The organism is Halomonas icarae (assembly GCF_009901955.1).
In the GTDB taxonomy this organism is placed as follows: Bacteria; Pseudomonadota; Gammaproteobacteria; order Pseudomonadales; family Halomonadaceae; genus Halomonas; species Halomonas icarae.
Genome location: NZ_WUTS01000001.1, coordinates 2,478,124 through 2,502,861, shown reverse-complemented (window position 1 = coordinate 2,502,861; position 24,738 = coordinate 2,478,124). Strand labels below are relative to the sequence as shown.

Sequence of the window (24,738 nt, the reverse complement as noted above, 5' to 3'; positions counted from 1 at the left end):
GAGAACAGGCCGCAGTGTAACCGATTCGCCGGCAGCGTCGGGCCAAGCGTGTAGAATGTCGGCCAGCCGAAACAACTCAACGTCTTCTCAACCCCTATCGATCACGAGGTATCATGGCCAACGACTTTCGACGCCCCAGCGGGCGCGCGCCCGAGCAGCCCCGCGAGATCCGCCTGACCCGCGACTACACCCGTCATGCCGAGGGCTCGGTGCTGGTGGAGTTCGGCGATACCAAGGTGCTGTGCAACGCCAGCGTCGAGCCTGGCGTGCCGCGCTGGCTGCGCGGCAAGGGCCAGGGCTGGGTCACCGCCGAGTACGGCATGCTGCCCCGGGCCACCCATACCCGCGGTGGACGCGAGGCGACCCGCGGCAAGCAGGGCGGCCGCACCCTGGAGATCCAGCGGCTGATCGGCCGTTCGCTGCGTGCGGCGGTCAACCTCAAGAAGCTGGGCGAATTCACCATCACCGTGGACTGCGACGTGATCCAGGCCGATGGCGGCACGCGTACCGCTTCCATCACCGGGGGCTGCGTGGCGCTGGTCGATGCGATTCGTCACCTGCAACGCAACAAGCTGATCAAGGGAGACCCCTTCAAGCAGCTGGTCAGTTCGGTGTCGGTGGGCATTTTCAAGGGCGTGCCGGTGGTGGACCTCGACTACCCCGAGGATAGCGGTGCCGATACCGACATGAATGTGGTGATGACCGAAGGGGGTAGCCTGATTGAGGTACAGGGCACCGCCGAAAAGGACAGCTTCAGTCGCGCCGAACTCAACGCCATGCTCGAGCTGGCCGAGAATGCCGGCGTGCAGCTGTTCGATCACCAGCGTGAGTCGCTGGGCATTCCGCGCTGATCCTGCAAGCCTCCTGCTAATGCAGAGTGCCGGCCATCACTGGCCGGCACTCTGCGTTCCGACAGACCGGAACGGCGACGGGGGAAGGCGCCTAGAGCGGCAGGTCGTACTCGACGATCAGCGGCGCGTACTCCGAGAAGGTAGCGTCGTAGTCGATCCAGGCGTCGACCACATGGCGGCGGAAGTTGGGTCCCACCACCTGATAGTCGATACGCCAGCCCTCCTGGCGAGAGCGCGGCACCTCCTGGTCGGGCTTGGGCCACCAGGTGTACTCGCCGGCGTCACGGTTGATCTCACGGAAGGTGTCGATGAACCCGGTGGGGCCGAACACCTGATCCATCCAGGCACGCTCCTCGGGGGTAAAGCCGGGCGTACTCTGGTTATCGGCCCAGTTCTCCAGGTCGATGGTCTTGTGGGCGATGTGCCAGGTGCCACAGATGATGTACTCGCGGCGCTTGCGAGCCATCTTGCTCAGGTACTCCTGGTACTGTGCCATGAAGGTCTGCTTGGCGGCCGGGTCGCTGCCGTCGGGCATCAAAAAACTGGCGATGCTGAAACGGTCATAGTCAGCCTGCAGGAAGCGTGCCTCATGGTCGCACTGGGGAAAGCCCAGTCCGTACATGATCGCCTTCGGAATCTTGCGGCAGTAGAGCCCGACCCCGGAGAAGCCGTCCTGCTCGGCGTCGAGGAAGTAGCCCTCGTAGCCTTCCGGATAGAGGATGCTGTCATCCAGCTCGAAGCTCTTGGCCTTGAGGTTCTGAACGCAGACGACATCGGCGTCCTGGTTGGCCAGCCAGTCGAGAAACCCGCGACCGACCGCTTCGCGGATGCCGTTGACGTTGATGGTTGCTATTTTCATACGTGGTCCCTTTTCCGTCGCGCGTGTATGATACCCGACGTTTCGACGTATGGGTAAATGGCCAAGGCCAATAAATGTGATAGGAGGCCCCGTGGCGGATCAGCAGCTGCAGCCCTACCAGCGTGAGTTCATCGAATTTGCCATCGAGCAGGGCGTGTTGCGCTTCGGCGAGTTCACCCTCAAGTCCGGTCGTGTCAGTCCCTACTTCTTCAACGCCGGTCTTTTCCGCAGCGGTGCCGCCCTGGCCCGCCTGGGGCGCTTCTATGCCCACGCGATCGCCGAGCGTGCCCCGCGGTTCGATGTGCTTTTCGGTCCCGCCTATAAGGGCATTCCACTGGCCGCCACCGCCGCCGTGGCGCTGGCCGATCACCATGACCGCGACCTGCCTTACGCCTTCAATCGCAAGGAGGCCAAGGCCCACGGCGAGGGCGGCAGTATCGTTGGCGCCGAGCTCACGGGGCGTGTCCTGATCATCGACGATGTGATCACTGCCGGCACCGCCATCGGCGAGGTGATGGCGCTGATCGAGCAGGCCGGTGCCAACGCCGCTGGTGTGGTAATCGCCCTGGACCGTCAGGAGCGCGGCCAGGGCGAGAAGAGTGCGATTCAGGAGGTCGAAGCTCGCTACGGCATGCCGGTGATCAGTATCGTGACGCTGGACATGGTGCTGGCCTATCTTGAAGAACAGAGTGGCGAGACGCTGCGTGGCCACGCTGATGCCATCCGCGACTATCGTGCTCGCTATGGAGTGTCGGCAGATTAAGCTATGCTGTACATAGTGTGTACAGTTTTTGCGGTCCGTATAAGATGAGGGTTCCCGATGACATCGAATTCTTGGCGACTGGTCGGCCTGATGCTGCTGGGATGCGTGGGCAGTGCTGGCGCCAGCGAGCTCGACCTGAACCTGGGCGCCGACGCGGTTCAGTTCGAGGCGGCCGGTGAGATTGTGGAAGGCATTCGGCTCGGCGGGGGCGTGCTCGACAGTGACTATCGCCAGGACGCCACCATCTATCACGCCCAGTTGATGGGGACCCAGCACACCTCGCAGCGTGAAGTGGGCATCGGTGCCCGCTGGACGCACTACGATGCCAGGTCCGGTGATGGTGGCGGCCTGGGGCTCGGTGGCTATGGTTACGTCTATCTGCCCAATCTGCCTGCGGTTTCGCTGGGCGGTTACGGCTTCTATACACCCGATGTCGTGACGACCAGCGAGCTGGACACGGGCTATGAGGTCGGTCTACGTGCCCGCTACGCCTTTACTCCCAATGTGGATGGCTATCTTGGGCTGCGTCAGCTGGATGCCGACTTCGACGACGACAGTGGCAGCCGTACCCTGGATCGCGGCGCTCAGGTCGGCGTACGCCTGCGCTTCTGACGGTCTTTCTGCGGCGAGGATTGCGGGCCCCATCATGGGGCCCGCCTGCATTCCACCGCACCTCACAGCGGATACACCATGCTTGATGTCGTTCTGTTCCAGCCCGAGATTCCGCCCAATACCGGAAACCTGATCCGACTGTGCGCCAATACCGGCTTTCGCCTGCATCTGATCGAGCCACTGGGGTTCGAACTCGATGACAAGCGCCTGCGTCGCGCCGGTCTCGATTATCATGAGTGGGCAGCGGTAGGCGTGCATCCTGATTGGCAGGCCTACCTTGAGTCTGCCAAGCCGATGCGGGTCTTTGCGGTATCGACGCGTGGGCGGCGTGGCTACCATGAGTCCGACTACCGGGTCGGTGACGCCCTGGTGTTTGGTCCCGAGACCCGTGGCTTGCCTCAGGAGATGCTCGATGCCCTGCCCGAGGCGCAGCGGCTGCGCATCCCCATGCGGCCCGACAGCCGTAGTCTCAATCTCTCCAATGCCTGTGCGGTGCTGGTCTATGAAGCCTGGCGGCAATTGGGTTTCGGCGGTGCGGCAAGTATAGATACCACGAGGCTCGACCCTTGAGTGCCCCCAGAACCATCCAGCAGCGTCTCGCCGGCCTCAATCCCCGGCAACAGGAGGCGGTGCGCTATATCGACGGCCCCTGCCTGGTGCTGGCGGGTGCCGGTTCCGGCAAGACCAGCGTGATCACCACCAAGATCGCCTACCTGATTCAGGTGTGCGGCATGAGTGCCCGACGCATTGCCGCGGTGACCTTCACCAACAAGGCCGCCCGGGAGATGAAGGAGCGGGTGGGAGGAATGCTCAAGGGCAAGGAGGGGCACGGGTTGACCGTCTCCACCTTCCATACCCTGGGGCTCAATATCATCCGCCGCGAGCTCAAGGCGCTGGGCTATCGTCCCGGCTTCTCGCTGTTCGACCCAGAGGATGCCAAGGCGCTGCTGCGCGACCTGATGCACAAGGATGCCCAGGTCGACGCCGATCAGATCAATGCCGTGCAGCACCGCATCTCCGAGTGGAAGAACGACCTGATACTGCCGGGCCAGGCGCTCTCGCATGCCGCCGATGAGGATGAGCTGTTCGCTGCGCGGGTCTATGAGGCTTACAACCGCCACCTCAAGGCCTATAACGCGGTGGACTTCGACGACCTGATCCTGCTACCGGTGGTGTTGCTGCGCGACGACCCCGAGGCCCTGGCACGCTGGCGCAAGCGCATTCACTACATGCTGGTGGATGAGTATCAGGACACCAACGTCAGCCAGTACCAGCTGGTCAAGCTGCTGATGGCCGAGCGCGCCACCTTCACCGTGGTGGGCGACGATGATCAGTCGATCTACGCCTGGCGTGGGGCGCGCCCCGAGAACCTGGTGACCCTGGGCGAGGACTTTCCGCGCCTGGACGTGATCAAGCTCGAGCAGAACTATCGCTCCACCGGCACCATCCTGCGCGCGGCCAACACCCTGATCAGCAACAATCCCCATGTCTACGAGAAGACCCTGTGGTCGGACATGGGCGAGGGCGCGCCGATCCGGGTGGTGGTCAACCGCCACGAGGAGGCCGAGGCGGATCGCGTGGCCAGCGAGATCCTCACCCGTCGCATCAAGGAGCGCGCCGAGTGGCGGGATTTCGCCGTGCTCTATCGCGGCAACTTCCAGGCCCGGCTGCTGGAACTCAAGCTGCAGCACTACCAGATTCCCTACAAGCTCTCGGGGGGCACCTCCTTCTTCTCGCGCAACGAGATCAAGGATGCCATGGCCTACCTGCGGCTGCTGATCAATCCGGCCGATGACAACGCCTTCCTGCGCATCGTCAATGTGCCGCGCCGCGAGATCGGGCCCGGTACCCTGGAGAAGTTGGCCAACTATGCCAATGAGCGAGGCATCGCCCTGTTCGCCGCCTGCCATGAGCTCGGCCTGGCCGAGCAGCTGCCGGTCAGGGCGGTCGAACGCCTGGGGCGATTTACCCACTTTATCGACGGCGTGCGGCGACGCATGGATGGCGGCGATGCCATCGCCGCCATTCGCGACATGTTGCACGAGATGGATTACGAGGCCTGGCTCTATCAGAACGCCAGCGCTCCGACCATCGCCGAACGGCGCATGGCCAATGTCTGGATCCTGATCGACCAGCTGGAGAAGTCGATGGAGGCCGACCCGGAGGAGAGTACGGCCTCCGAGGAGACCGAAACCGACAGCGTGGAGGCAGCCATCTCGCGGCTGGTGCTGCGGGATATTCTCGAGCAGCAGGCCGAGGAGGATGATTCCGACCGTGTTCAGCTGCTGACCATGCACGCCTCCAAGGGCCTCGAGTTCCCGCATGTCTATCTGATGGGGCTGGAGGAGGAGCTGCTGCCCCACCGCAATGCCATCGAGGCGGGCACGGTGGAGGAGGAGCGGCGCCTGGCCTATGTGGGCATCACTCGGGCGCGGCGTACCCTGACCCTGACCTTGGCCCGACAGCGCAAGACCTACGGAGAGCTGATGGACTGCGCCCCCAGTCGCTTCCTCGACGAGCTGCCCGAGGCGGATCTGGAGTGGGAGGGGCGTCCGGACCGCGAGGATCCGGAGAAGAAGCAGGCTCGGGGGCAGAGTGCTATTGCCGGGCTGCGCTCGCTACTCGACTAGCCATGAAGTGCGTAGCCGGAAAGTTCCTGCTGGCCGACACCATTCGGACGGGAGCATGCCACTCCAAAGTGGTGTCGGCACAGGGGCTTAGACAGGGACTTAGCGTGGCTGCTGATTGTAGTAGTTGGCGATGTCCGTGATGTCCTCATCAGACAGGGATGCCGCCATCGGAGTCATGACCGCCGACATGCCACCCTGGCGCTGACCGTCGCGATAGGCCTTCAGGGCATTTTCCAGATAGGCGACATTCTGGCCCGCGAGGTTTGGATACATCGGCGCGGTGCCGTGACCGTCCTGGCCGTGGCAGGCCACACAGGTACCGATCTTGTCGGCGCCGGGCAGGTCGGTGGCGGCGACGTCGGTGGCTGTATTGTCGGCTGCGGCGTCATCAGCAGCGGCGTCATCGGTAGCGGTGTCATCGGCTGACGCTTCTTCGGCGGGTGCCTCCTGTGCAGCAGTCTCCTCTGTCGGCGCTTCGGTCGCCGCCTCGTCACCGCCGCCAAGCTGCGGTACATCCATTACCGGCTCGACCAGATGGGCCACGGCGGCCTGCATCTCGTCGTCGGAGAGGTTGGGGTTGCCGCCGCGGGCCGGCATGGCATTGAAGCCATTGATGGCGTGGTCGAGCAGAGTGGCGAAGCCCTTCTCTACACGGTCGCCCCACGCTGCCTCGTCACCGCGAACCGGCGCGCCCGCAGCACCCGTCTCGTGACAAGCCATGCAGACACTGTTGTAGATGCTGGCGCCATCGATATCGCCGCCGCTGGAGGCACTGTTACTGGCACCGCCGGCACTGGCACTGGCCGTACCGCAGTCTTCGCCCTGGACACAAAGCTCGCCCACCGGCTTCAGGCGCTCGGCGATGGCCTCTCGTTCAGCGTCGTCCTGCGCCAGGGCAGTGCCGGCGCTGGCGGTCAGGCCCAGGGTGAGCAGACACCCCATGATCAGCTTGCTGGATTTCACTCTCACCACCTCTTCACGGTCCTTTAGGAAGTTGTTCGTGGCAGCGCCCGGCGGGAACGGTATCGGCAACGCAGCCGAGGAGATGCCATCATGCAGTCATTGCCGACAGTATACCGGCAACCCTGGCGCCAGGAAAATGGCAGCGTCCTCCATGCCGGAGCGCGATGGAAGCGTTCGTGACGCCTTGCGCTGGACAGTGGCCTGCCTGGCGGTTAGGATGTCGACCGCTCGCCGCCATGTCGTCGAGCAAGGCGCCCGTAGCTCAGTTGGATAGAGTGTTGGCCTCCGAAGCCAAAGGTCGCAGGTTCGAATCCTGCCGGGCGCGCCAAGAATATCGAAGGGCCTGCAGCGCTGCTGCAGGCCCTTTTTTCTGTTTGTGCCCAAGCGGATTCCTACCTGGTCCTCAATGTCCACCTTGAGGCTCATCGCCAGTTCCGGTGAGTTGGTGCCGAAGGCAACCACACTCAGCCCGATGATCAGTAGTGGCATGCACAGTTGCCGTCGCGAAGAGCCCCTGATCAGCCAGAGCATCGACACCTTCCTCCTTCGCTACTCGCTGAATCAAGAACTTGATGATGGTCGCTAACAGCGAAGCGCGACACTTTGGCGGCGGTTGATGTCGCGTCAGTCGAACTTGTCCCAGAAGGGAGGATCTCCGAAGTAGCCCTCCATGAAGTCGACGAAACAGCGCACCTTGCTCGCCAGCAACTGGCGATGGGCATACACCACATAGAGCGACATCGGCTTGGGCTCGTACTCCGGCAGGATGACCTGCAGCTTGCCAGCCTTGATCGCCGCACCTGAGATAAAGGTGGGCTGCAGGACGAGGCCGGCACCGGCCACGGCCGCTTCGACCAGCACATCGCCGTTGTTGCTGACTAAATCGCTGCTGACCAGGTCGCCGCTAGGATGCTGGCCACGGCCTGGCAACCAGCGGAAGATCGACTCGCCGGCCTCCTGCTCCATGTAGCTGTAGCGCAGATAGCGATGCGGCTCGAGGTCCTCCAGTCGCCGGGGCGTGCCGTGCCGTGCCAGGTACGCGGGCGAGGCACACAGCACCAGGCGTACTGGCGCGACCCGCTTGGCGATCAGCGACGAGCTCTTCAGGTGGCCGATGCGCAGCGCGATATCGAAGCCCTCCTCGACGATGTCGACCTTGCGGTCATTCAGCTGCAGGTCGATGTCGACGCCGGGATGGTCGCGCTGGAAGTCGCCGAGCAGCGGCGCCAGGTGGCGGGTCGCGAAGGAGACCGGCGCGCTGATCCGCAGCAGGCCCCGGGCCTGGGTCTGCAGGTCGCCGAGCTGCTGCTCCACGTCGTCGAGGTCGACCAGAAGCTGCTGGGCCCGCGGGTGATAGCGCCTGCCCGCCTCCGTCAGGTGGAGCTTGCGGGTGGTACGGTTCAGCAGTCGCACCCCCAGGTGATTCTCGAGCTGGGCCACGTACTTGCTCACCAGCTGCGGCGACATCTCCAGGCGCTCGGCGGCGCGGGTAAAACTGCCCTCACTGACCACGCTGATGAAGGCGCGCATGGCATCGAGTCGGTCCATCGGGGACTCCTGGCGAGGTGGCAAGTCAAATTATCAACATAGCATTGATGATAAGGCAACAATTGCCGTCTTAGTCTTTCTTTTTGGTGATAGTAGGGTGGCGTCATCACCCGGGGGGAGCGCCCTCGGGACACTCTCCCCCCAAGAAAGCGTCGAGGTAACGATCATGAATAACCCACTCGTGAAGACCCTGCTCCACTCCCGCGGCGGCATGGCCGCCCTGGTCCTGCGCGTCCCGGTCGGGCTGATCCTGGCCACCCACGGCGCGCAGAAGCTGTTCGGCTGGTTCGGCGGCTACGGCCTGGAAGGCACCGCCCAGTGGCTGGCCAGCATCGGGCTCGCCCCGGGCACCCTGATGGCGCTGCTGGCCGGTGGCGCCGAGTTCTTCGGCGGGCTGGCGCTGGTGCTGGGCCTGCTGACCCGTCCCGCGGCGCTGGTATCCGCCTTCACCATGCTGGTGGCGATCTTCGCCGTGCATATCGGCAACGGCCTGTTCATGGCTAACAACGGCTACGAGTATGCCCTGACCCTGTTCGCCGCCACGACGGCCCTGGCGATTCAGGGCGGTGGGCGCCTCGCGCTGGATAATATGCTGCTCAACTCTTTAGAGAATGCACGAGACGGCCAGAGCTCGGTCTCAGGCCAGTAAGCGGGCGCCACATGCCGCCGACAGTGACTGACAGGCGCGCCCCCCAGGGGCGTGCCCATACCACAGGAGAACAGGATCATGCTGGTAAACGGTGTCTGGCAGGAGAACTGGCAGCCGGTGCAGGCGCAGGATGAGCAGGGGCGGTTCATTCGCCAGACCTCATCGTTTCGCCACTGGATCACACCAGATGGGGCGCCGGGTCCCACCGGTAAGGGAGGCTTCAAGGCAGAGTCCGGGCGCTACCACCTCTACGTCGCCTATATCTGTCCCTGGGCCTCGCGCACGCTGATGGTTCGCGAACTGAAGGGGTTGAAGGGAGTTATCGACGTCACGGTCGTCAACCCCCGGCTGACCGATCAGGGCTGGCAGTTCGGCGGCTATCCCGGCGCCGACGAGGACACGCTGAACGGCGCGCGCTACATGCACGAGCTCTACACCCGCGCCGATCCGCAGGTCTCCGGTCGCGCCACGGTGCCGGTGCTCTGGGACAAGCAGACCGGGACCATCGTCAGCAACGAGTCCGCCGATATCGTGCGGATGCTCAACAGCGCCTTCGCCGGCATCAAGGATCAGGGGCCGGACTTCTATCCGCACGACCTCGCCGTCGAGATCGATGCTCTGAACGCCTATCTGTACACGGACCTGAACAACGGCGTGTATCAGGCCGGCTTCGCCTCCAGCCAGCATGCCTATGAAGAGGCCTACGGCAAGGTGTTTGCCGCGCTGGATGAGCTGGAGTCCCGGCTGGCCGATGGGCGCGCCTATCTCTTCGGCGATCGCCTGACGGAAACCGATGTGCGCCTGTTCGTGACCCTGGTGCGCTTCGATGCCGCCTACCATGGTCTGTTCAAGTGCAACCGCAACACCCTGCGCGCCATGCCGGGCCTGCACGCCTACATGCACCGGATGCTGGCCCTCGACGGTATCGCCGATACCGTGCGCCTCGACCATATCCAGGCGGGGTACTATTCCATCAAGGCCCTGAATCCCACCGGGATCGTGCCGGCAGGCCCCGGCACGATCTGACGTCAACCGACGACGTCACGTCCGCTGAAAGCTGACTGGAGGAGTGACCGCGATGAGCACCACGACCGATGTACTCTTCATCTCCCATGGTGGCGGCCCGATGCCACTGCTGGGCGATCCCAACCACCGTGAGATGGTGGCGCGGCTCACGGAGATCGCGGGCTGGCTGCGCAAGCCCTCCGCCATCCTGGTCATCAGCGCCCACTGGGAGGCAGCGGTCCCGACGATCACCTCGGGCGCCAAGCCGCCGCTGATCTACGATTACGGTGGCTTCCCGCCCGAGTCCTACGAGATCACGTATCCCTGCCCGGGTGAGCCGGCACTGGCGCGGCGGGTCCATCAGGCATTGGAGCAGGCCGGGATCTCGGCGCGACTCGATGATCAGCGGGGCTTCGACCACGGGCTGTTCGTCCCGCTCAAGCTGATGTATCCGGCGGCGGATATCCCCTGCGTGCAGCTGTCGCTGGTCGACAGCCTGGATGCCGAGACCCACCTGGCCATCGGCAAGGCGCTGCAGGCGCTGGACGTCGACGACCTGCTGGTGATCGGGTCCGGGTTCTCCTTCCATAACATGGGCGCTTTCTTTGCCCCCGACACCCCGGAGATCCAGGCCCGCAACCAGGCCTTCGAGGACTGGCTCGAGGAGACCTGTGCCAGTGTGGAGATCGAGGAGGGGGAGCGAGCCGAGCGTCTGATCCACTGGGATCGCGCCCCCCATGCCCGATTCTGCCACCCCCGGGAGGAGCACCTGCTGCCGTTGCATGTGTGTGTCGGACTGGCGGAAAAGCCCTGCGATAATCATGTCCACGCCACGATTCTTCGAAAGCGATCAGGAATGTATTACTGGCGAGTGGCTTCATGAGAGAGGTGTGAGCAGGCATCGATCCCTATTGGAATGATGCAGGGTCTTATGCGTATCTGTACCCGACCCTCAGAGCCAGTTCGCTAACGGATACCAGCGGATCAATGGGGTGGCGTTGCCTGCGCGCATGCGATCGATGGAGAGTCGGACTGCTCCTTCTGCCAGCGTGTCAGGGCGTCGAGAAGGGCAACGGCGAAGGCAGCCGTAAATGCGCCGGTCAGTGTGAGCACGATGCGCGTGAAGGTGGCATAGCCTGCGTCCTGGGTAGAGAGTGCGCCGGCGATCAACGACAGTGCGACGGATATGGCGTACTGATAGACATTGCTTGGGTGGGGTCCGCTCAACATGCCACTTGCCAACCACAGGCAGCCAAGAAAGATCAAACACAGCAAGATCGGCAGGTGCGGCGACATGGTGAACAGTGCCAGCACCCCCAATGCGACCGCGCCGCCATAGAGCGTGGCTCGGATACGCTGTGCGGCTTCGAAGAACACAGCCCTTCGTGTCGGGAAGACCAGCACCATCGCGGCGATAACCGCCATCATCATGTCCGAGGGCTGCATCACGGCATACAGCCAGAAGCTCAGGCCCAGCAGTATGGTGGCTCGTATCGCTGCCCCCACCCCCACATTGCCGCCACCCGCTTGTGGGCGGTCCACGTGCTGTTCGGTGGTACGGGGCGGAAACAGCAGATAGACCAGTGGTGCCAGGACCAGCGCCACCAGAGAAGCCTGCAGAAAACCAACACGCATCGCCTCGACCGTTGCCGCCCCATGCATACCCATCACCGACATCAATACGGTAACGATGACGATGAGCATTCCGGCCGGTGCGCCGGTCTTGAGGATGGCATGGAAGCCGGCGAAGTACAGCAGCCACATCACACCGATATAGACGAGCGGCATGCTGTGAAGCGCCTGAACGAGCCATGCCATGGCATAGGTCAGCACGATCATGGCGAGCGGTCCGCCAATCGCCTTGCCCATGCTGAATGCCTTGCGCTGTGCGCCAATCATGCCGACGGAAAGTGCGGCGATGATTGGCGGCAAGGTCGGATTGATCACCAGTACGGCGATATAGGACAGCACACCGACAGTGGCCAGCCGCACGGCGAAAAGTGGGTCGTCGTTGACGTCAGGACGCGGGGCGATGTACATGCGTATGCCTCAGTGCAGGTAACTGGTCCAGGACTGGAGTCGCTGTAAGCCACGCGCCATCCAGGCAATCGGGTTTTGGCTACCGCCGGCCAGGACCACCACATCGACCTTGCCGCCGACCCGCGTCTGACGAGGCCACTCCTCCATGCCGTCCGCCAACTCTATTCGCACCGGGATACGCCGCGGGGGTTCGAACCAGCGGTCGCTCGGCTGGTTGACCACCAGGCCGTCCTGCACATTGCGTCCCGGGTTGATGCCCCAGGCGATGCTTTGTACGCGGCCTTCGAAGATCTTGCCGGGCACGGCATCGAATAGCAGGTACGCGGTATCACCAGGCTCGATGTTCTGGAGCTGATTCTCGCGCAGGTCGACCGTGATCCAGGCGGCATCGGCATCGATAAAGGTCATCGCCGGGTTGCCGGCGCCGATGTACTGCCCCTCCGACAGGGTGACATTGGTGACTACGCCAAAATGCGGCGCCGTCACCATGGTCGAGGCCAGGTCATACTGAGCCTGCGCCAGTTGCGCCTCGGCCGCCAGAATTGCCGGATTGTCCTCTCCTTGGGGCCCAAGCTGAGCCCGAGCGCTCTGGAGGTTGGCCAGCGCACTCTCCTGCTGGGCCGCAGCGTCCGCCACGCGGGCGCGCGCCTCATCGGCCTTGCTGGCAGAGATGACCCCTCGCGCCTCCAGGCGCAGAATTCGATCCGCGTCGGCGCGAGCGTTGTCGAGTGCGACGCGCGCTTGGGTCACGGCGGCCTGTGCAGCGACCAGCGAGGCACCGGATGCGCTGACGTTCTGCAGTGCGGTGTTCAGGTTGGCCTCGGCCTGCTGGACGGCCAGCTCGAAGGGGCGCCGATCGATGGAAAAAAGTGGGCTGCCGGCTTCTACCACCGCATTGTCTGCGACCATCACGCTCGTCACCTGACCCGAAACCCGCGGTGCAATTTGCACCACATGCGCCGAAACGCTGCCGCGTGATGAGGAAGGGGCCAGACGGTCGCTCAACGCATAGAGCGCCACCAGTGCGACCAGCAACACCAGCATCACGAGCGTTATCGGTTTCGCCGGATTACGGTGCGATGTCCTCGGGGCTGATGCGTCGGCAAGGGTCTGTTGCGATGTGTCGCCACTCGCAATGGATGGCTCTGTACCGGCTCCTCCGTTGGTTGCCGAAGATGAGGCATTGTCACGGGGGGGCTGCCTTGGGGGGTGTTCGCCATGGTCGCTCATCGAATGCTCCGCTGTACCTTTCCTACCACTGCCGTGACTGCGACATACAACCTAAGCCATCCTCCAAGCGGGCATCATGCCCGGTTCACCTTGGCGGCAGGGTTCGAGCGCTTATGCTCACCGCATCGGCAGGCACATGCAAGCAGCTCCCCGACTCGGCCCTTGACCGTTGAAGGCCTCGCCAAATGTCCGACTCTACTCTCGTGGATCCCGGTAACGCTCGCAGTGATCGCCCGCCGTCGAGCTTTGCTCTTCGGCGATATTGCCTGTGATGCTGTCGCTCAGCGGCCTGCTGGAGCTGCTCGACAGCCTTAGCGAGCTGGTCACCGAGATCAGCAGTCGCAGGTTCGAATCCTGCCGGGGACGCCGCCGGACCCGGGAAGAATTTCTCCCCGGGCCTTTTTTGTGTCGGCAACTCGTTGACAGGCGCGTCGTCTGCTTCGCTGTCAATGTTGATGCTGACTGTGTCGATAAGGGGGATGAGGCATCGACAAGGCAGGGAAATATGATACCAATCATGTTTAATTCATTTTGTTATAAATAATACTTGCTTTCATGTCGATAAGTAATTTGGCAGACTCTGCCGCTCACCCCTTCACGATTCAGGAACGATGAAGACCTATCTGGGAAAGATGCGCGGTGAGCGCCTGCGACGCGATACGCCTGATCTTGGCGATGCCTTCTGGTCATGGCTGGGAGCCGTGGCCGGCATGGGAACGGTCTGCTGGCTCAGTGCGCACTGGCTCTCCCAGCAGCTGCTGATCGTGGCCTCCTTCGGCGCCACCTCGGTGCTGCTCTATGCCGCACCGGAAAGCCCCTTTGCACAGCCGCGCAATGTATTGCTGGGCAGCCTGCTTTCGGCGATGGCCGGGGTCGCCTGCTTCCAGCTGCTGGGCGCTACCACGCTGGCGGTGACCCTGGCGGTATCACTCTCCATCCTGTTGATGCAGCTGACTCACAGCGTGCACCCGCCCGGTGCCGCCGCGGCCCTGATCGCGGTGATCGGCGGGCCCGAGATCACGGGGTTGGGCTGGTGGTATCCCCTGATGCCCATCGGCGTCGGTAGCGCCATCATGGTGGTGGTGGCAGTACTGGTGAACAACCTGGCCCGCCATCGGCGCTATCCGCTGCACTGGTAGGGGACCAGAGCAGAAATAAGCGGTTCGGGACCAAGTGAGTCAGAGGGGAGGGGAGCAACACACAGGGGAAGCCGTAAGGACGCAAGAGGCACAGAAAAAACCGCCCTCTCCTTGCCGTAAAACAGGAAGGATCACACCGCTATTTGCTACCTCAAGGGCTCGGTTGTTCCGGGGGCGCTCTGCTATTGTGCTGTGGACAAGTTCACGCCGCCGACGCGTTGTCGGTGGCCCCACCAGCATCCCCACCAAGGAGGCAGCAAGCAGATGGCGAAGCACTCTCCCCATGCCACCGTTCCCGCCACCATGTCGGCCATGCTGCTGACCGGCCATGGCGATATCGACAGGCTGGTCTACCGAGACGACGTGCCGACCCCGCGGCCGGGCCCAGGCGAGGTGTTGGTAGGGGTCACGGCCACCGCCAAGAACAATACCGACCGCAAGGCCCGGGAGGGACTCTACCCGGTGAAGAAGGGCGAGGTGACCTCCTTTGCCATGGGCGGTGAGCCGACCCTGATCTTCCCGCGCATTCAGGGCGCCGATATCGTCGGGCGCGTGGTGGCGGTGGGCGAAGGGGTTGACACTGCACGGATCGGCGAGCGTGGCCTGCTCGACTTCAACCTCTACCCGGATGCCCGCCGCGACATCAACCTGACCCCGGACTACTACGGTCACGGTGCCGATGGCGGCTTCGCCGAGTATGTCGTCGTTCCCTCGGACCAGTTCCATCATGTGCCCAACCCCGAGCTCGACGATGCCGAGCTCGCCGCCCTGGGCATGTGCTCCTATCAGACCGCCTACCATATGCTGACCTCGGCCGGAGTGGCTGCCGGCGAGCGGGTACTGGTCAGCGGTGCCAGCGGTGGCGTGGGCACGGCACTGATCCAGCTCTGTCGCATCCTGGGGGCCGTTCCCTATGCGGTGAGCCAGCCGGAGAAGGCGGAGGCGCTCGAGGCCCTGGGTGCCGAGGCGGTGATCGATCGCGGCGAGCTCGAGGGCTTCGCCCAGCGGGTCCTCGAGGCCACCGGTGGGGCGCCCATCGATGCGGTGATGGACCTGGTCGGTGGCGAGATGACCGACTGTTTCATCGATACCATGATTCAGGACATGAAGGCACGCACCCGCTATCCGCGGCTCTCCATCGCCGGGGCCAGCGGCGGCAATATCTCGGAGATCCTGTGGACGCGCATCTACCTCTATCAGGTACAGATCTTCGGTGTCTCCCATGGCACCCGTGACGAGGCCGAGCAACTGATCGCCTGGATCCGCTCCGGTGAGCTCAAGCCGGTACTGCATGCCACCTTCCGGCTCTCGGAACTTCATCAGGCCGAGCGCTACTTCGTCAGTCGCGGCAGCAACTTCCTGGGCAAGATCGTCATCGTTCCCGACCGCCAGTGGGAGGCGCATGGTGCTCCCTTCGCCCTTGCCGCTCCCTCTTCCCAGCAGGAGTCGCGCCCATGACTCGTCCGCTCAGCTTCAGGATGATGGACACCCACGCCGGCGGCGATGTCAGCCGGATCGTGCTGGGGGGCATCGACCCCCTGCCCGGCGCCACGGTACGCGAGCAGATGCACTACCTGCGCGATGATGCCGATGGCCTGCGCAAGCTGCTGCTGTTCGAACCCTATGGCGTGCCCGAGATGTCGGTGGACCTGATCGTTCCGGCCAGTGACCCCGAGGCGGCCGCCGGCTATATCATCATGGAGGTGATGGGTTACCCCATCTACTCGGGCTCCAATACCATCTGCACCGCCACCGCGGTCCTCGAGGCCGGCATCGTGCCCAAGCGGGAGGGCGTGCAGCGCTTCACGCTCGAGGCGCCGGCGGGGCTGGTCAGAATCGAGGCGAGGGTGGAGAACGGCGTGGTGGAGGCGATCACCTGCGAGGGGCTGCCCAGCTATATCGATACCTATCGTGCCTCGATCCAGGTGCCGGGGCTGGGCGAGGTGGCCTACAGCGTGGCCTACAGCGGCGGCTTCTATGCCCTGGTGGATGCCGGTGAGCTTGGCTTTCATCTCAACCGCGACGAGGAGCGTGAGCTCGCCGAGTGTGCCCACAAGATCGTCGAGGCGATTCAGGCCGAGCGCGGCTTCTCCCACTACACCCTGGGCGATGTGGGGCCACTGCCCTTCCTGCACTTCATGGGCCCGGTGGAGCAGGTGGCCGATGACTTCTACCGCTCGCGTTCGGCCACCTATGTGCATCCGGGGGTGATCTGCCGCAGCACCACCGGCACCGGGACCTCGGCACGCCTGGCACTGATGCGCCATGAGGGTACCCTTGAGCCCGGCGACCGGCTGGAGACCATCTCCTTGCGCGAGACCGGCTTTATCGGCACCTTCACCGGTACCCGTCGGGAGGGCGCCCATACGGTGGTGGAGAACACCATCACCGGCAAGGGCCATGTGCTGGGCCACACCGAGGTGGTGGTCAACTGCGACGACCCCCTGGTGGAGTGCAGCGGCCTGCACCATATCCTCAGCGCCCGCCACGGCTGAGTCTTGCTCCCACCATCTTGACTGAGCCGATTCGCCCGCCTTCCCCTTGAGCGCCACCTCCAAAGGGGGCAGGCTGGCGCTCACTCTTCTTTTCGATTGCCCCCTGGAGGCTTCGCATGGCCATCACCAACTTTTCCGATCTGCTCAGCGAGGCGCGGCTGCAGCCCGATGCCCAGCTTCTGCTGTTCGTCTTCACGCGTGCCGAACTGCCGGACAACCCTTCCGCCGAGCAGCGCGCCCGCTTCGAGCAGGGCGAAGGCGGCGTGCTTGCTCCGGTGCTGTGTGTCGACAAGGCTCCCGAGGAGCTGACCGATATGGCCGGCCTGGTGGCGGAGTCGCAGAACACCGGTGTCGAGTGGGACATCGTCTTCGTCGGTGCCCTTTCGGGTCGTGGTAGCGAAGCCCCCGCTTCCGAGCAGGCCGAGGCGCAGCTCGAGCGCATGGTCGAGTCGTTGAAGATGGGTAGCGTCGAGGCCTTCCTGGCACTGGACCGCCAGGGGGAGGCGGTGCGCATCGGCTGACCGTGCACCGCCCTTGTCATAGGGTTGAATTATCAGGGCGATGCCCCCATTCAATTTATACTATCGGGTAATACGGGCTACCATGCCTGCGTATTCCAGCCATCCCTAGGCAACGACGAAAGGAGCATTAACGAATGTCCCTGCTTAACACCGAAATCAAGCCGTTCAAGGCCACCGCTTACCATAACGGCGAGTTTATCGACGTCAGCGAACAGGACGTGAAAGGCCAGTGGAGCATCTTCTTCTTCTACCCGGCCGACTTCACCTTCGTCTGCCCCACCGAGCTGGGTGACCTGCAGGACAACTACGAAGCGTTCAAGAAGCTGGGCGTCGAGATCTACAGCGTCTCCACCGACACCCACTTCACCCACAAGGCGTGGCACGACAGCTCCGAGACCATCGGCAAGCTGACCTACCCGATGCTGGCCGACCCGACCCACGCCATCTCGCGCAACTTCGAGGTGCTGATCGAGGATGCCGGTATCGCCGAGCGTGGCACCTTCGTGGTCGACCCCGATGGCAAGATCCAGATCATCGAGCTGAACGCCGGCAACATCGGCCGCAACGCCGAAGAACTGCTGCGCAAGGTCAAGGCTGCCCAGTACGTGCGTGCCAACCCCAACGAGGTCTGCCCGGCCAAGTGGGAAGAAGGCGAAGAGACCCTGGCTCCGTCACTGGACCTGGTCGGCAAGATCTAAGCCCTGCCTGCGTGGCGAGGCCCCTCTTCCGGCCTAGCCACATCGCCCCGGGCACCTCCCCCCGCCCGGGGCCCTATTTCGCATCACGAGCCAGATCGATGGCACTGCCAAACCGGCAGGGCACGGCTAGCTCGTGGCCTGACACTCTCGAACATGAAGGAACACGCTGTCATGTTGGACGACAACCTGAAAACTCAGCTCAAGGCCTATCTGGCCAAGGTCACTCAGCCCTTCGAGATCGTTGCGTCCCTCGATGATGGCGCCAAGTCGAAGGAACTGCATGGCCTGTTGGCCGATATCGTCGGTCTGACCGACAAGATTACCCTCAAGCTTGATGGCGAGGAGGCGCGTCGCCCCTCCTTCGCCATCAATCGCCCCGGCGAGGAGACCGGCGTGGTCTTCGCCGGCATCCCCATGGGGCACGAGTTCACCAGCCTGGTGCTGGCGCTGCTGCAGGTGGGTGGACACCCGCCCAAGGCCAGTAATGAGGTGATCGAGCAGATCAAGGGGCTGGAGGGTGAACTCAACTTCGAAACCTACTTCTCACTCTCCTGTCAGAACTGCCCGGATGTGGTCCAGGCGCTGAACCTGATGGCGATCCTCAACCCCAATGTCCATCACGTGGCCATCGACGGGGCCCTGTTCCAGGACGAGGTGGAAGAGCGCCAGGTGATGTCGGTGCCTAGCATCTATCTCAACGGCGAGCCCTTCGATCAGGGGCGCATGAGCATGGAGCAGATCCTGGCCAAGGTGGACACCGGTGCCGCCGAGCGCGAGGCCGCCAACCTAAGCGAGAAGCCGGCCTTCGATACCCTGATGGTCGGTGGTGGCCCCGCGGCGGCCGCGGCGGCGGTCTATGCCGCACGCAAGGGCATCCGCACCGGTGTCGCCGCCGAGCGCTTCGGCGGCCAGGTGCTCGACACCATGTCCATCGAGAACCTTATCTCCGTTCCCCATACCGACGGGCCCAAGCTGGCCGCGGCACTGGAGGAGCATGTCAGGGAGTATGAGGTCGATATCATGAACCTGCAGCGTGCCGTCAAGCTGCTGCCGGGTCAGCCGGGCGAGGCTCACGAGGTGCAGTTCGAGTCCGGCGCCAGCCTCAAGAGCAGGACCCTGGTGCTGGCCACCGGTGCCCGCTGGCGTGAGATGGGCGTGCCCGGTGAAGCCGAGTATCGCAACAAGGGGGTGGCCTACTGCCCCCACTGTGATGGCCCGCTGTTCAAGGGCAAGCGGGTGGCGGTCATCGGCGGGGGGAACTCCGGCGTCGAGGCGGCCATCGACCTGGCCGGCATCGTCGGCCATGTGACGCTGTTCGAGTTCATGGACGAGATGCGCGCCGATGAGGTGCTGCAGAAGAAGCTGCGTAGCCTGCCCAACGTGGAGATCATCCTGGGGGCCCGCACCACCGAGGTGAATGGCGATGGCCAGCGCGTCAACGGCCTCACTTACGAGGAGCGCGCCAGCGGCGAGATCCGCCAGGTCGAGCTGGAGGGCGTGTTCGTGCAGATCGGCCTGGTGCCCAACACCGAGTGGCTCAAGGATTCACCCATTGAGCTTTCCGAGCGCGGCGAGATCATCGTCGACGAGCGCGGCATGACCTCGGTGCCGGGGATCTTCGCCGCTGGCGACGTGACCACCGTCCCCTACAAGCAGATCGTCATCGCCATGGGCGAGGGCTCCAAGGCCGCGCTGAGCGCCTTCGATCATCTGATCCGCAGCTGATCCAAGAAGTCCTCGGCTTCCACACCATGCAACGCCCCCGTCGGTTTAGCCGGCGGGGGCGTTGGCGTATCCAGGCATCAGTTGATCAGGCCAAGGAAGGGCAGCAGGGTAAGAGTCAGCACCCCGGACAATGCCAGGACAACCAGCAGCACGCGCACGGGGTGGTGGCGCAGGCGCCGCCGCAGGGTGGGTGCTTCTCCGCGCTCGGCCAGCGCATCGCGCTCCTCGCGAACCCGTTCGGCGAGCCCCTGCTGATAGGTGTCCAGCGCCTCTCTGGCGGCCTCGTAATCGCCCTTGTCGCGCAGCCAGATGGCCGCCACGCCAAGCCCCCAGAAACCGGCGCGGCTCTCGAAGGTGTCGAAGCCGTGCTGCTCGAGCAGGCGACGTACCTCGTCGGCCTCCTCCTCGGGTACGTTGTCGAGCCGAAACAGCAGTGTCGCCACTCTGGTTACCCTCTTCTATCGATCAATCGCCGAGTACCTCGGCGCGCTCGATGATCACCGGCGTTTTCGGCACGTTCTGAAGGCGGCCGCGATTTCCGGTGGGCACGCGCTTGATGGTGTCCACCACCTCCATGCCGTCGACGACCCGACCGAACACCGCATAGCCCCAGGTTCGCCCCGACTGGGTACTGACATGGTCGAGGAAGCCGTTGTCGGCGACGTTGATAAAGAACTGGGCGGTGGCCGAGTGGGGCGCCCCGGTGCGTGCCATGGCCAGGGTGCCGCGGCGGTTCTTGAGGCCGTTGTCGGCCTCGTTCTCGATCGGCTCGCGGGTCGCCTTCTGCGTGAAGTCGGTGTCGAAGCCGCCGCCCTGGATCATAAAGTCGTCGATCACCCGGTGAAAGAGGGTGCCGTCGTAGTGGCCCGACTCGGCGTAGGCGAGGAAGCTCTCGACGCTCTGCGGGGCCTGCTCCTCGTAAAGCTCGATGCCGATGGCACCCTCGCTGGTATGCAACACCACGTCGGGGGCGGCGTCGGTCTGGGCAAGAGCCAGGGCAGGCAGGGTCGCCGTCAGTAGGGCGAGGGCTAGGCGTCGCATGGGGCACTCCTTGGGGGGGCGGTTGATATCGGTACCCAGCATACGGCGCCGGGGCACCGCTGTCAGCGGGGCTCATTCATTGCTTGAGCTCAGGGGCGACAGGCCTGCGCCATGCGATCCATTGCCTCGCCGGCACCATCGAGGGCGAAGATCATGAACCAGGGGTCGTCGGGGCCGCGCATCATTCGCAGGCGCAGGATCTCGCCCCGGCGCATCTCATCGAGCAGCAGTGGCTGCTCGGGCAGATCGAACCGTATATAGAAGCCGCTGTCGCCGCGCTCGGTGCGAAACTCGGCCTGTCCCGAGTGGATGGTCTGCTCATCGACCCTGAGGTCGGCGGGTACCAGGTTGACCACCTGGCTTTCAGGCTGGTGCTCGCCGAGGTCCACGCGCAGCTCCAGCCAGGGTGCCTCGCAGGCACCCTGGCTGACATTGACGCTGAAGTGGGCGTCGGCGTAGTTATCACCCTCCAGGGCGCGGTAGAGGCGCTCCTCGCCGAGGCTCAGAATCATCGACTGCCAGGCGCCATGGCGCTGGATCTCGGCGACGTTGAACTGCACGGCAGCGGCCGGCCCGGCCAGGATCAGGGCCATCAGGGCGGCAGCGAGACGGGGAAAGCGTGTCGACATCCATGGGCTCCTCGGGTGGCGGTGCGCCCGAGGCTAGCATGCCGGCCCTCACTGCGCAGCTTAAGGGCCCGCGCAGCGTGACAGGGCCGTTGCTCGCGCTACCTACTGCGCATGTTGCATGCCGCCCATGCTCCCACCGATATCGCCGCCCATCTCGCCCCGGCCCAGGCGGCCCAGCAGCTCGAGGTCGATCTCGGCGAAGCTGACCATCTCGCCGCCATGCTCCTCACGGAATGCCTCGGCGTCGGCCGACTCGGCGAACGAGGCGAGGGTGTGACCCATGCCGCCGCGCTGATCGTGTCCCACTACGTAGATCGCTTCGCTGGCCAGCACGAAGGCCTCGTCGTCGGGAGTGGCCCAGGGAGCGGCGGCCACGTCGTGCACATAGGCGTGGGAGACCTGGGTCTCGTTCTCGGGCTGCTTGAGGAAGGTGAACAGATCCATGGTCGAGCAGAACTTCAGTGGCTCCTCCTGTTTCTCCATGAAGGCCTCGCCCTTGGGGCCGGGGTGTTCGGTGATCAGCATGCCGCAAACGTGGCAGCTGTCGCCAGCCTCGATGGGCTGGGCGGTGGCCAGCACTTCCGGTTCGGACTCGCCACAGGCGGAGAGTAGACATCATGGATTGACCTGCCCCACCTCAACGTCGTGGGTTATGTTGAGGTGGGCACCGAAACACAGAGCCACTATTGAGGGAGGCAGGTCATGAAACAGTCTAACGCAACTCAGCAAACGGTTGTCGAGCGCACTGTTGCCCAGCGGGTTAGTGCTGCCAGCAACGTCCACGCCGCTTATATCGGCCTGGACGTGCACAAGGCGAGTATCTCTGTGGCAATCGCCGAGGCCAGACGCCAAGCTCCCGAGTTCCGCGGCGAGATCCCCAACGAACCAGCGGCCATCGATAAGCTGGTTCGTCAGTTGAGCCAGCGTTTCGACGGGCAGCCGCTGTTGTTCAGCTACGAGGCCGGCCCCTGTGGCTACGGGGCCTACCACCAGATTCAGGCCAGCGGCCATGATTGCGAGGTCGTTGCCCCGACGCTGATTCCCCAGCGTGCTGGGGATCGCATCAAGACGGACCGGCGAGATGCCAAGATGTTGGCGCGCCTGTCACGCTCTGGGGAGTTAACGCCGGTCTGGGTGCCGACGCCGGAGCAGGAGGCAGTTCGCGATCTGACGCGTGCCCGGGAGGACATGAAAGCCGCTGAACTCCGCGCCCGGCAGCGACTCAACGCCTTCTTGTTGCGGCACAGCAAGATCTACCCCGGCAAGAGCAAGTGGATACCGGCACACTTTCGCTGGCTGGAGACGGTTCGCTTCGACACCCCCGTTCAGCAGGTCGTGCTGCAGGAGTACGTCGACAACGTGAAAGACGCCCAGCGCCGCGTGGCGGGCCTCGAAAAACAGATGAGAGCGGTGTTACCAAACTGGTCGCTCTCCCCGGTGGTGGGCTCGTCGAGCAGCAGCAGGCGCGGGCCGCCGAGCAGCGCCTGGGCCAGGCCGAGGCGCTGGCGCATGCCCTTGGAGTAGGTCTTCACCCGCCGCTCAGCCGCGTGGCCCAGGCCGACCCGGTCCAGCAGCTCGCCCACCTGGCCGCGTTCGACCCGCTTGAGGCGGGCGAAGTAGTCGAGGACCTCCCGGCCGCTCAGCTGCTCGTAGAAGCTGACGTTCTCGGGCAGATAGCCGAGGCGTCGGCGCAGGGTCTCGGCATGAGCCCCGTCGGGGGCACCGCCGAGCACCGCCACGCGCCCCTCGCTGGGCGAGAGCAGGCCGAGGATCAGGTGCATGGTGGTGGTCTTGCCAGCACCGTTATGGCCCAGCAGGGCCATTACCTCACCTTCGTTCACCTTGAGGTCGAGGGCGTCGAGGCGTGCCAGTCCACCGTCGCGACGGGTCACACCCTGGAAGTCGATCACCGCTGTCATGCGTCGGCGTCTCCGAGAATGGGTTGATTCAGGCCGGGCCCGTCCAGGCCGGGCCCATCCAGGCCGGGTTCCTCCATCAGCGGATGGCTGTCCTTGACCCCCTGAGGACGGAATACCGGGAACTGGCGCTGCACCCAGCGCAGCGCCAGCACGGCGGGGCTATGCATCAGCAGCCGTGCCACCGGATAGCGCCACAGTACGCGGTCCATGGCATCGTTGGGCTCGTAGGGAGTGTCGCCCACGCCGTCACCATTCAGGTCCCATCCCAGATAGTCGCTCCAGTAGTTGCCATACTCCGCCTCGGACCACTCCTGGGCGCGAGTAGCCACGTACATCACCTGCTGACGGTTGCCGACGAAGGCATTACCGACCAGCTCGTTATCCTCGGAGCCGGCGGTGAGGTGGATGCCGATATCGCTGTCGGCCAGTCGGTTGGCTTCGAAGCGGTTGTACTGGGCGTTGTAGACGAACAGCGCCTTGCCTTCGGCGCCGCTGACCAGTCCCTTGCCCTGGGCGTCGCGACGCTGTTGAACCCGGCTGATGTGGTTGTCGCGCAGCAGGGAGTCAGTGATGTTGTTCATCAGGATGCCGTAGTTGCGGTCTCCCTCCGAGCGGTTGCCCACCACCCTGAGGCGCTTGGACTGCATCAATGCGTAGCCGGTACGGGTATCGCGGGTGGTGTTCTCTTCCACCCGGTTATCGTAGGCGTACATGTAGTGCACCCCGTAGCGCAGCGCCTGCATATGGTTGCCGCGCAGCAGGCTGTGGCTGCTGGTGTCGATGTAAATGCCGTCACGGGTGTGGCGGATATCGTTGCCCTCCACCCTGACATTGCGAACGTTGAACAGGTGGACGCCGTTGCCGCGATCCTGGGAGCGCAGAGAGGAGTCGCCGCGGATCACATTGTCGAGCACCTGGACATCGTGGACGGCGTCGAGCCAGATGCCGAAGCCCGGCCCCTGGAGACGCGAGTCGCGGATCACGCTGCCGATGGCACTCTGCTCGATAAAGATGCCGGCATCCATGTCGGTGAGGTTGGCGCCCCAGTTCTCGATGGTCACGCCTTCCAGCACGCTGTTTGGGGCATTCAGCACCACGGCATGGCCGTCGCCGCCGCCGTCGATCACGGCACCCGGATCTCCCGAGAGGGTCAGCGTTCGGTCGATGGTCAGCGGGCCAGGGTAGCGGCCAGCGGGCAGCAGCAGGCGGTCGCCGCTTGCGGCCCGCTCGATCAGCGGCTGCAACGGCTCGCCCGGGGTGGCCGTCAGATCGGCGGCCAGCAGGCCGCCCGGCAGCCCGCCCGGTAAACATAGAAGCAGCCAGACAGCGAGAATGAGTCGGGGGACGACGCGAGGTTGTTGTCGGGTCATGCGTCTCTCCGCAAACAAACGGGGCCGGGCGTCTGCCCGGCCCCTATGGGT

Annotated in this window: 25 protein-coding genes, 1 tRNA gene and 1 pseudogene; 16 read left to right on the top strand and 11 right to left on the bottom strand. The window is 64.2% G+C overall.

All coding sequences use genetic code 11. The annotated features are described in order from the left end of the window. The first annotated feature begins 113 nt into the window (after window positions 1-113). The gene (gene rph / locus GRB80_RS11340; protein ID WP_161423651.1) at window positions 114-851 is read left to right on the top strand and encodes a ribonuclease PH; all 738 of its coding nucleotides are present in this window, start codon (window positions 114-116) and stop codon (window positions 849-851) included. Between the two features lie 91 nt (window positions 852-942). Here the strand turns inward: rph and GRB80_RS11335 are convergent, their stop codons facing one another. After that, complete coding sequence (locus tag GRB80_RS11335) at window positions 943-1,710, bottom strand: exodeoxyribonuclease III (protein WP_132044717.1); 768 nt, start codon at window positions 1,708-1,710, stop codon at window positions 943-945. Between the two features lie 91 nt (window positions 1,711-1,801). On the opposite strand from GRB80_RS11335, the gene pyrE reads away from it, so the two are divergent. From pyrE to rep, 4 genes are all read left to right on the top strand, one after another. Beyond that, window positions 1,802-2,473, top strand: a complete 672-nt coding sequence (pyrE, locus tag GRB80_RS11330) for an orotate phosphoribosyltransferase (RefSeq protein ID WP_309663559.1) — start codon at window positions 1,802-1,804, stop codon at window positions 2,471-2,473. A 57-nt stretch (window positions 2,474-2,530) separates the two neighbouring features. After that, window positions 2,531-3,085, top strand: a complete 555-nt coding sequence (locus tag GRB80_RS11325; protein WP_161423649.1) for a YfaZ family outer membrane protein — start codon at window positions 2,531-2,533, stop codon at window positions 3,083-3,085. A gap of 78 nt (window positions 3,086-3,163) precedes the next feature. After that, window positions 3,164-3,655 (top strand): tRNA (uridine(34)/cytosine(34)/5-carboxymethylaminomethyluridine(34)-2'-O)-methyltransferase TrmL, encoded by a 492-nt coding sequence (trmL, locus tag GRB80_RS11320; protein WP_161423648.1) that lies wholly within the window; start codon window positions 3,164-3,166, stop codon window positions 3,653-3,655. Then, window positions 3,652-5,715 (top strand): DNA helicase Rep, encoded by a 2,064-nt coding sequence (gene rep, locus GRB80_RS11315; RefSeq protein ID WP_161423647.1) that lies wholly within the window; start codon window positions 3,652-3,654, stop codon window positions 5,713-5,715. The genes trmL and rep overlap by 4 nt, the downstream gene beginning before the upstream one ends. 99 nt (window positions 5,716-5,814) lie before the next feature. Here the strand turns inward: rep and GRB80_RS11310 are convergent, their stop codons facing one another. Continuing rightward, a complete protein-coding gene (locus GRB80_RS11310; RefSeq protein ID WP_309663557.1) occupies window positions 5,815-6,678 on the bottom strand; it encodes a c-type cytochrome in 864 nt (287 codons plus the stop codon). A 251-nt stretch (window positions 6,679-6,929) separates the two neighbouring features. Here GRB80_RS11310 and GRB80_RS11305 point away from each other — a divergent pair. Then, a tRNA-Arg gene (locus GRB80_RS11305) sits at window positions 6,930-7,006 on the top strand. A gap of 296 nt (window positions 7,007-7,302) precedes the next feature. Here the strand turns inward: GRB80_RS11305 and GRB80_RS11300 are convergent. Further along, window positions 7,303-8,226 (bottom strand): LysR family transcriptional regulator, encoded by a 924-nt coding sequence (locus tag GRB80_RS11300; RefSeq protein ID WP_132042236.1) that lies wholly within the window; start codon window positions 8,224-8,226, stop codon window positions 7,303-7,305. Window positions 8,227-8,392: 166 nt separating this feature from the next. Between GRB80_RS11300 and GRB80_RS11295 the strand changes: the two genes are divergently transcribed. The 3 genes from GRB80_RS11295 to GRB80_RS11285 all read left to right on the top strand — a co-directional run bounded on the left by GRB80_RS11295 (window position 8,393) and on the right by GRB80_RS11285 (window position 10,763). Continuing rightward, a complete protein-coding gene (locus GRB80_RS11295) occupies window positions 8,393-8,875 on the top strand; it encodes a DoxX family protein (protein WP_161423646.1) in 483 nt (160 codons plus the stop codon). Between the two features lie 78 nt (window positions 8,876-8,953). Then, window positions 8,954-9,901, top strand: coding sequence for a glutathione S-transferase family protein (locus tag GRB80_RS11290; protein ID WP_132042234.1), 948 nt, complete (start codon window positions 8,954-8,956; stop codon window positions 9,899-9,901). Between the two features lie 52 nt (window positions 9,902-9,953). After that, complete coding sequence (locus GRB80_RS11285) at window positions 9,954-10,763, top strand: DODA-type extradiol aromatic ring-opening family dioxygenase (RefSeq protein ID WP_161423645.1); 810 nt, start codon at window positions 9,954-9,956, stop codon at window positions 10,761-10,763. A 101-nt stretch (window positions 10,764-10,864) separates the two neighbouring features. On the opposite strand, the gene GRB80_RS11280 is transcribed toward GRB80_RS11285, so the two are convergent. Both GRB80_RS11280 and GRB80_RS11275 read right to left on the bottom strand, forming a co-directional pair. Next, entirely contained in the window at window positions 10,865-11,920 is a 1,056-nt protein-coding gene (locus GRB80_RS11280; protein ID WP_161423644.1) for an FUSC family protein, read from the bottom strand. Between the two features lie 9 nt (window positions 11,921-11,929). Next, window positions 11,930-12,964, bottom strand: coding sequence for an HlyD family secretion protein (locus GRB80_RS11275; protein WP_132042245.1), 1,035 nt, complete (start codon window positions 12,962-12,964; stop codon window positions 11,930-11,932). A gap of 797 nt (window positions 12,965-13,761) precedes the next feature. Here GRB80_RS11275 and GRB80_RS11270 point away from each other — a divergent pair. The 6 genes from GRB80_RS11270 to ahpF all read left to right on the top strand — a co-directional run bounded on the left by GRB80_RS11270 (window position 13,762) and on the right by ahpF (window position 19,728). Continuing rightward, the gene (locus GRB80_RS11270; RefSeq protein WP_132042231.1) at window positions 13,762-14,289 is read left to right on the top strand and encodes an HPP family protein; all 528 of its coding nucleotides are present in this window, start codon (window positions 13,762-13,764) and stop codon (window positions 14,287-14,289) included. Between the two features lie 264 nt (window positions 14,290-14,553). Further along, window positions 14,554-15,747: a zinc-binding dehydrogenase gene (locus GRB80_RS11265; RefSeq protein ID WP_161423643.1), complete on the top strand. Its 1,194-nt coding sequence runs from the start codon at window positions 14,554-14,556 to the stop codon at window positions 15,745-15,747. After that, window positions 15,744-16,784: a proline racemase family protein gene (locus GRB80_RS11260; RefSeq protein ID WP_161423642.1), complete on the top strand. Its 1,041-nt coding sequence runs from the start codon at window positions 15,744-15,746 to the stop codon at window positions 16,782-16,784. Before GRB80_RS11265 ends, GRB80_RS11260 begins: the two co-directional genes overlap by 4 nt. Before the next feature lie 116 nt (window positions 16,785-16,900). Next, on the top strand, window positions 16,901-17,305 hold the full coding sequence (locus GRB80_RS11255) for a ribonucleotide reductase subunit alpha (protein ID WP_161423641.1): 405 nt from the start codon (window positions 16,901-16,903) through the stop codon (window positions 17,303-17,305). A gap of 134 nt (window positions 17,306-17,439) precedes the next feature. Further along, window positions 17,440-18,003: an alkyl hydroperoxide reductase subunit C gene (ahpC, locus tag GRB80_RS11250; RefSeq protein WP_161423640.1), complete on the top strand. Its 564-nt coding sequence runs from the start codon at window positions 17,440-17,442 to the stop codon at window positions 18,001-18,003. A 171-nt stretch (window positions 18,004-18,174) separates the two neighbouring features. After that, window positions 18,175-19,728, top strand: a complete 1,554-nt coding sequence (ahpF, locus tag GRB80_RS11245) for an alkyl hydroperoxide reductase subunit F (protein ID WP_161423639.1) — start codon at window positions 18,175-18,177, stop codon at window positions 19,726-19,728. Window positions 19,729-19,805: 77 nt separating this feature from the next. Here ahpF and GRB80_RS11240 read toward each other — a convergent pair whose 3' ends face one another. The 4 genes from GRB80_RS11240 to GRB80_RS11225 all read right to left on the bottom strand — a co-directional run bounded on the left by GRB80_RS11240 (window position 19,806) and on the right by GRB80_RS11225 (window position 21,977). After that, window positions 19,806-20,171, bottom strand: a complete 366-nt coding sequence (locus tag GRB80_RS11240; RefSeq protein ID WP_161423638.1) for a DUF6164 family protein — start codon at window positions 20,169-20,171, stop codon at window positions 19,806-19,808. 22 nt (window positions 20,172-20,193) lie between these two features. Further along, window positions 20,194-20,769, bottom strand: a complete 576-nt coding sequence (locus GRB80_RS11235; RefSeq protein WP_161423637.1) for a peptidylprolyl isomerase — start codon at window positions 20,767-20,769, stop codon at window positions 20,194-20,196. 89 nt (window positions 20,770-20,858) lie between these two features. Beyond that, entirely contained in the window at window positions 20,859-21,398 is a 540-nt protein-coding gene (locus GRB80_RS11230) for a hypothetical protein (RefSeq protein WP_161423636.1), read from the bottom strand. A 102-nt stretch (window positions 21,399-21,500) separates the two neighbouring features. After that, entirely contained in the window at window positions 21,501-21,977 is a 477-nt protein-coding gene (locus GRB80_RS11225; protein ID WP_309663555.1) for a nitrous oxide reductase accessory protein NosL, read from the bottom strand. 123 nt (window positions 21,978-22,100) lie between these two features. On the opposite strand from GRB80_RS11225, the pseudogene GRB80_RS16620 reads away from it, so the two are divergent. Next, window positions 22,101-22,580 (top strand): annotated as a pseudogene (locus tag GRB80_RS16620) (IS110 family transposase); the annotation flags it as partial. 143 nt (window positions 22,581-22,723) lie between these two features. Here the strand turns inward: GRB80_RS16620 and GRB80_RS11215 are convergent. Then, window positions 22,724-23,317: an ATP-binding cassette domain-containing protein gene (locus tag GRB80_RS11215; RefSeq protein ID WP_237561977.1), complete on the bottom strand. Its 594-nt coding sequence runs from the start codon at window positions 23,315-23,317 to the stop codon at window positions 22,724-22,726. Then, window positions 23,314-24,687 carry a nitrous oxide reductase family maturation protein NosD gene (locus GRB80_RS11210; RefSeq protein ID WP_161423634.1) on the bottom strand — a complete coding sequence of 458 codons (1,374 nt, stop codon included), beginning with the start codon at window positions 24,685-24,687 and terminating at the stop codon, window positions 23,314-23,316. The genes GRB80_RS11215 and GRB80_RS11210 overlap by 4 nt, the downstream gene beginning before the upstream one ends. Between the last annotated feature and the right edge of the window lie 51 nt (window positions 24,688-24,738).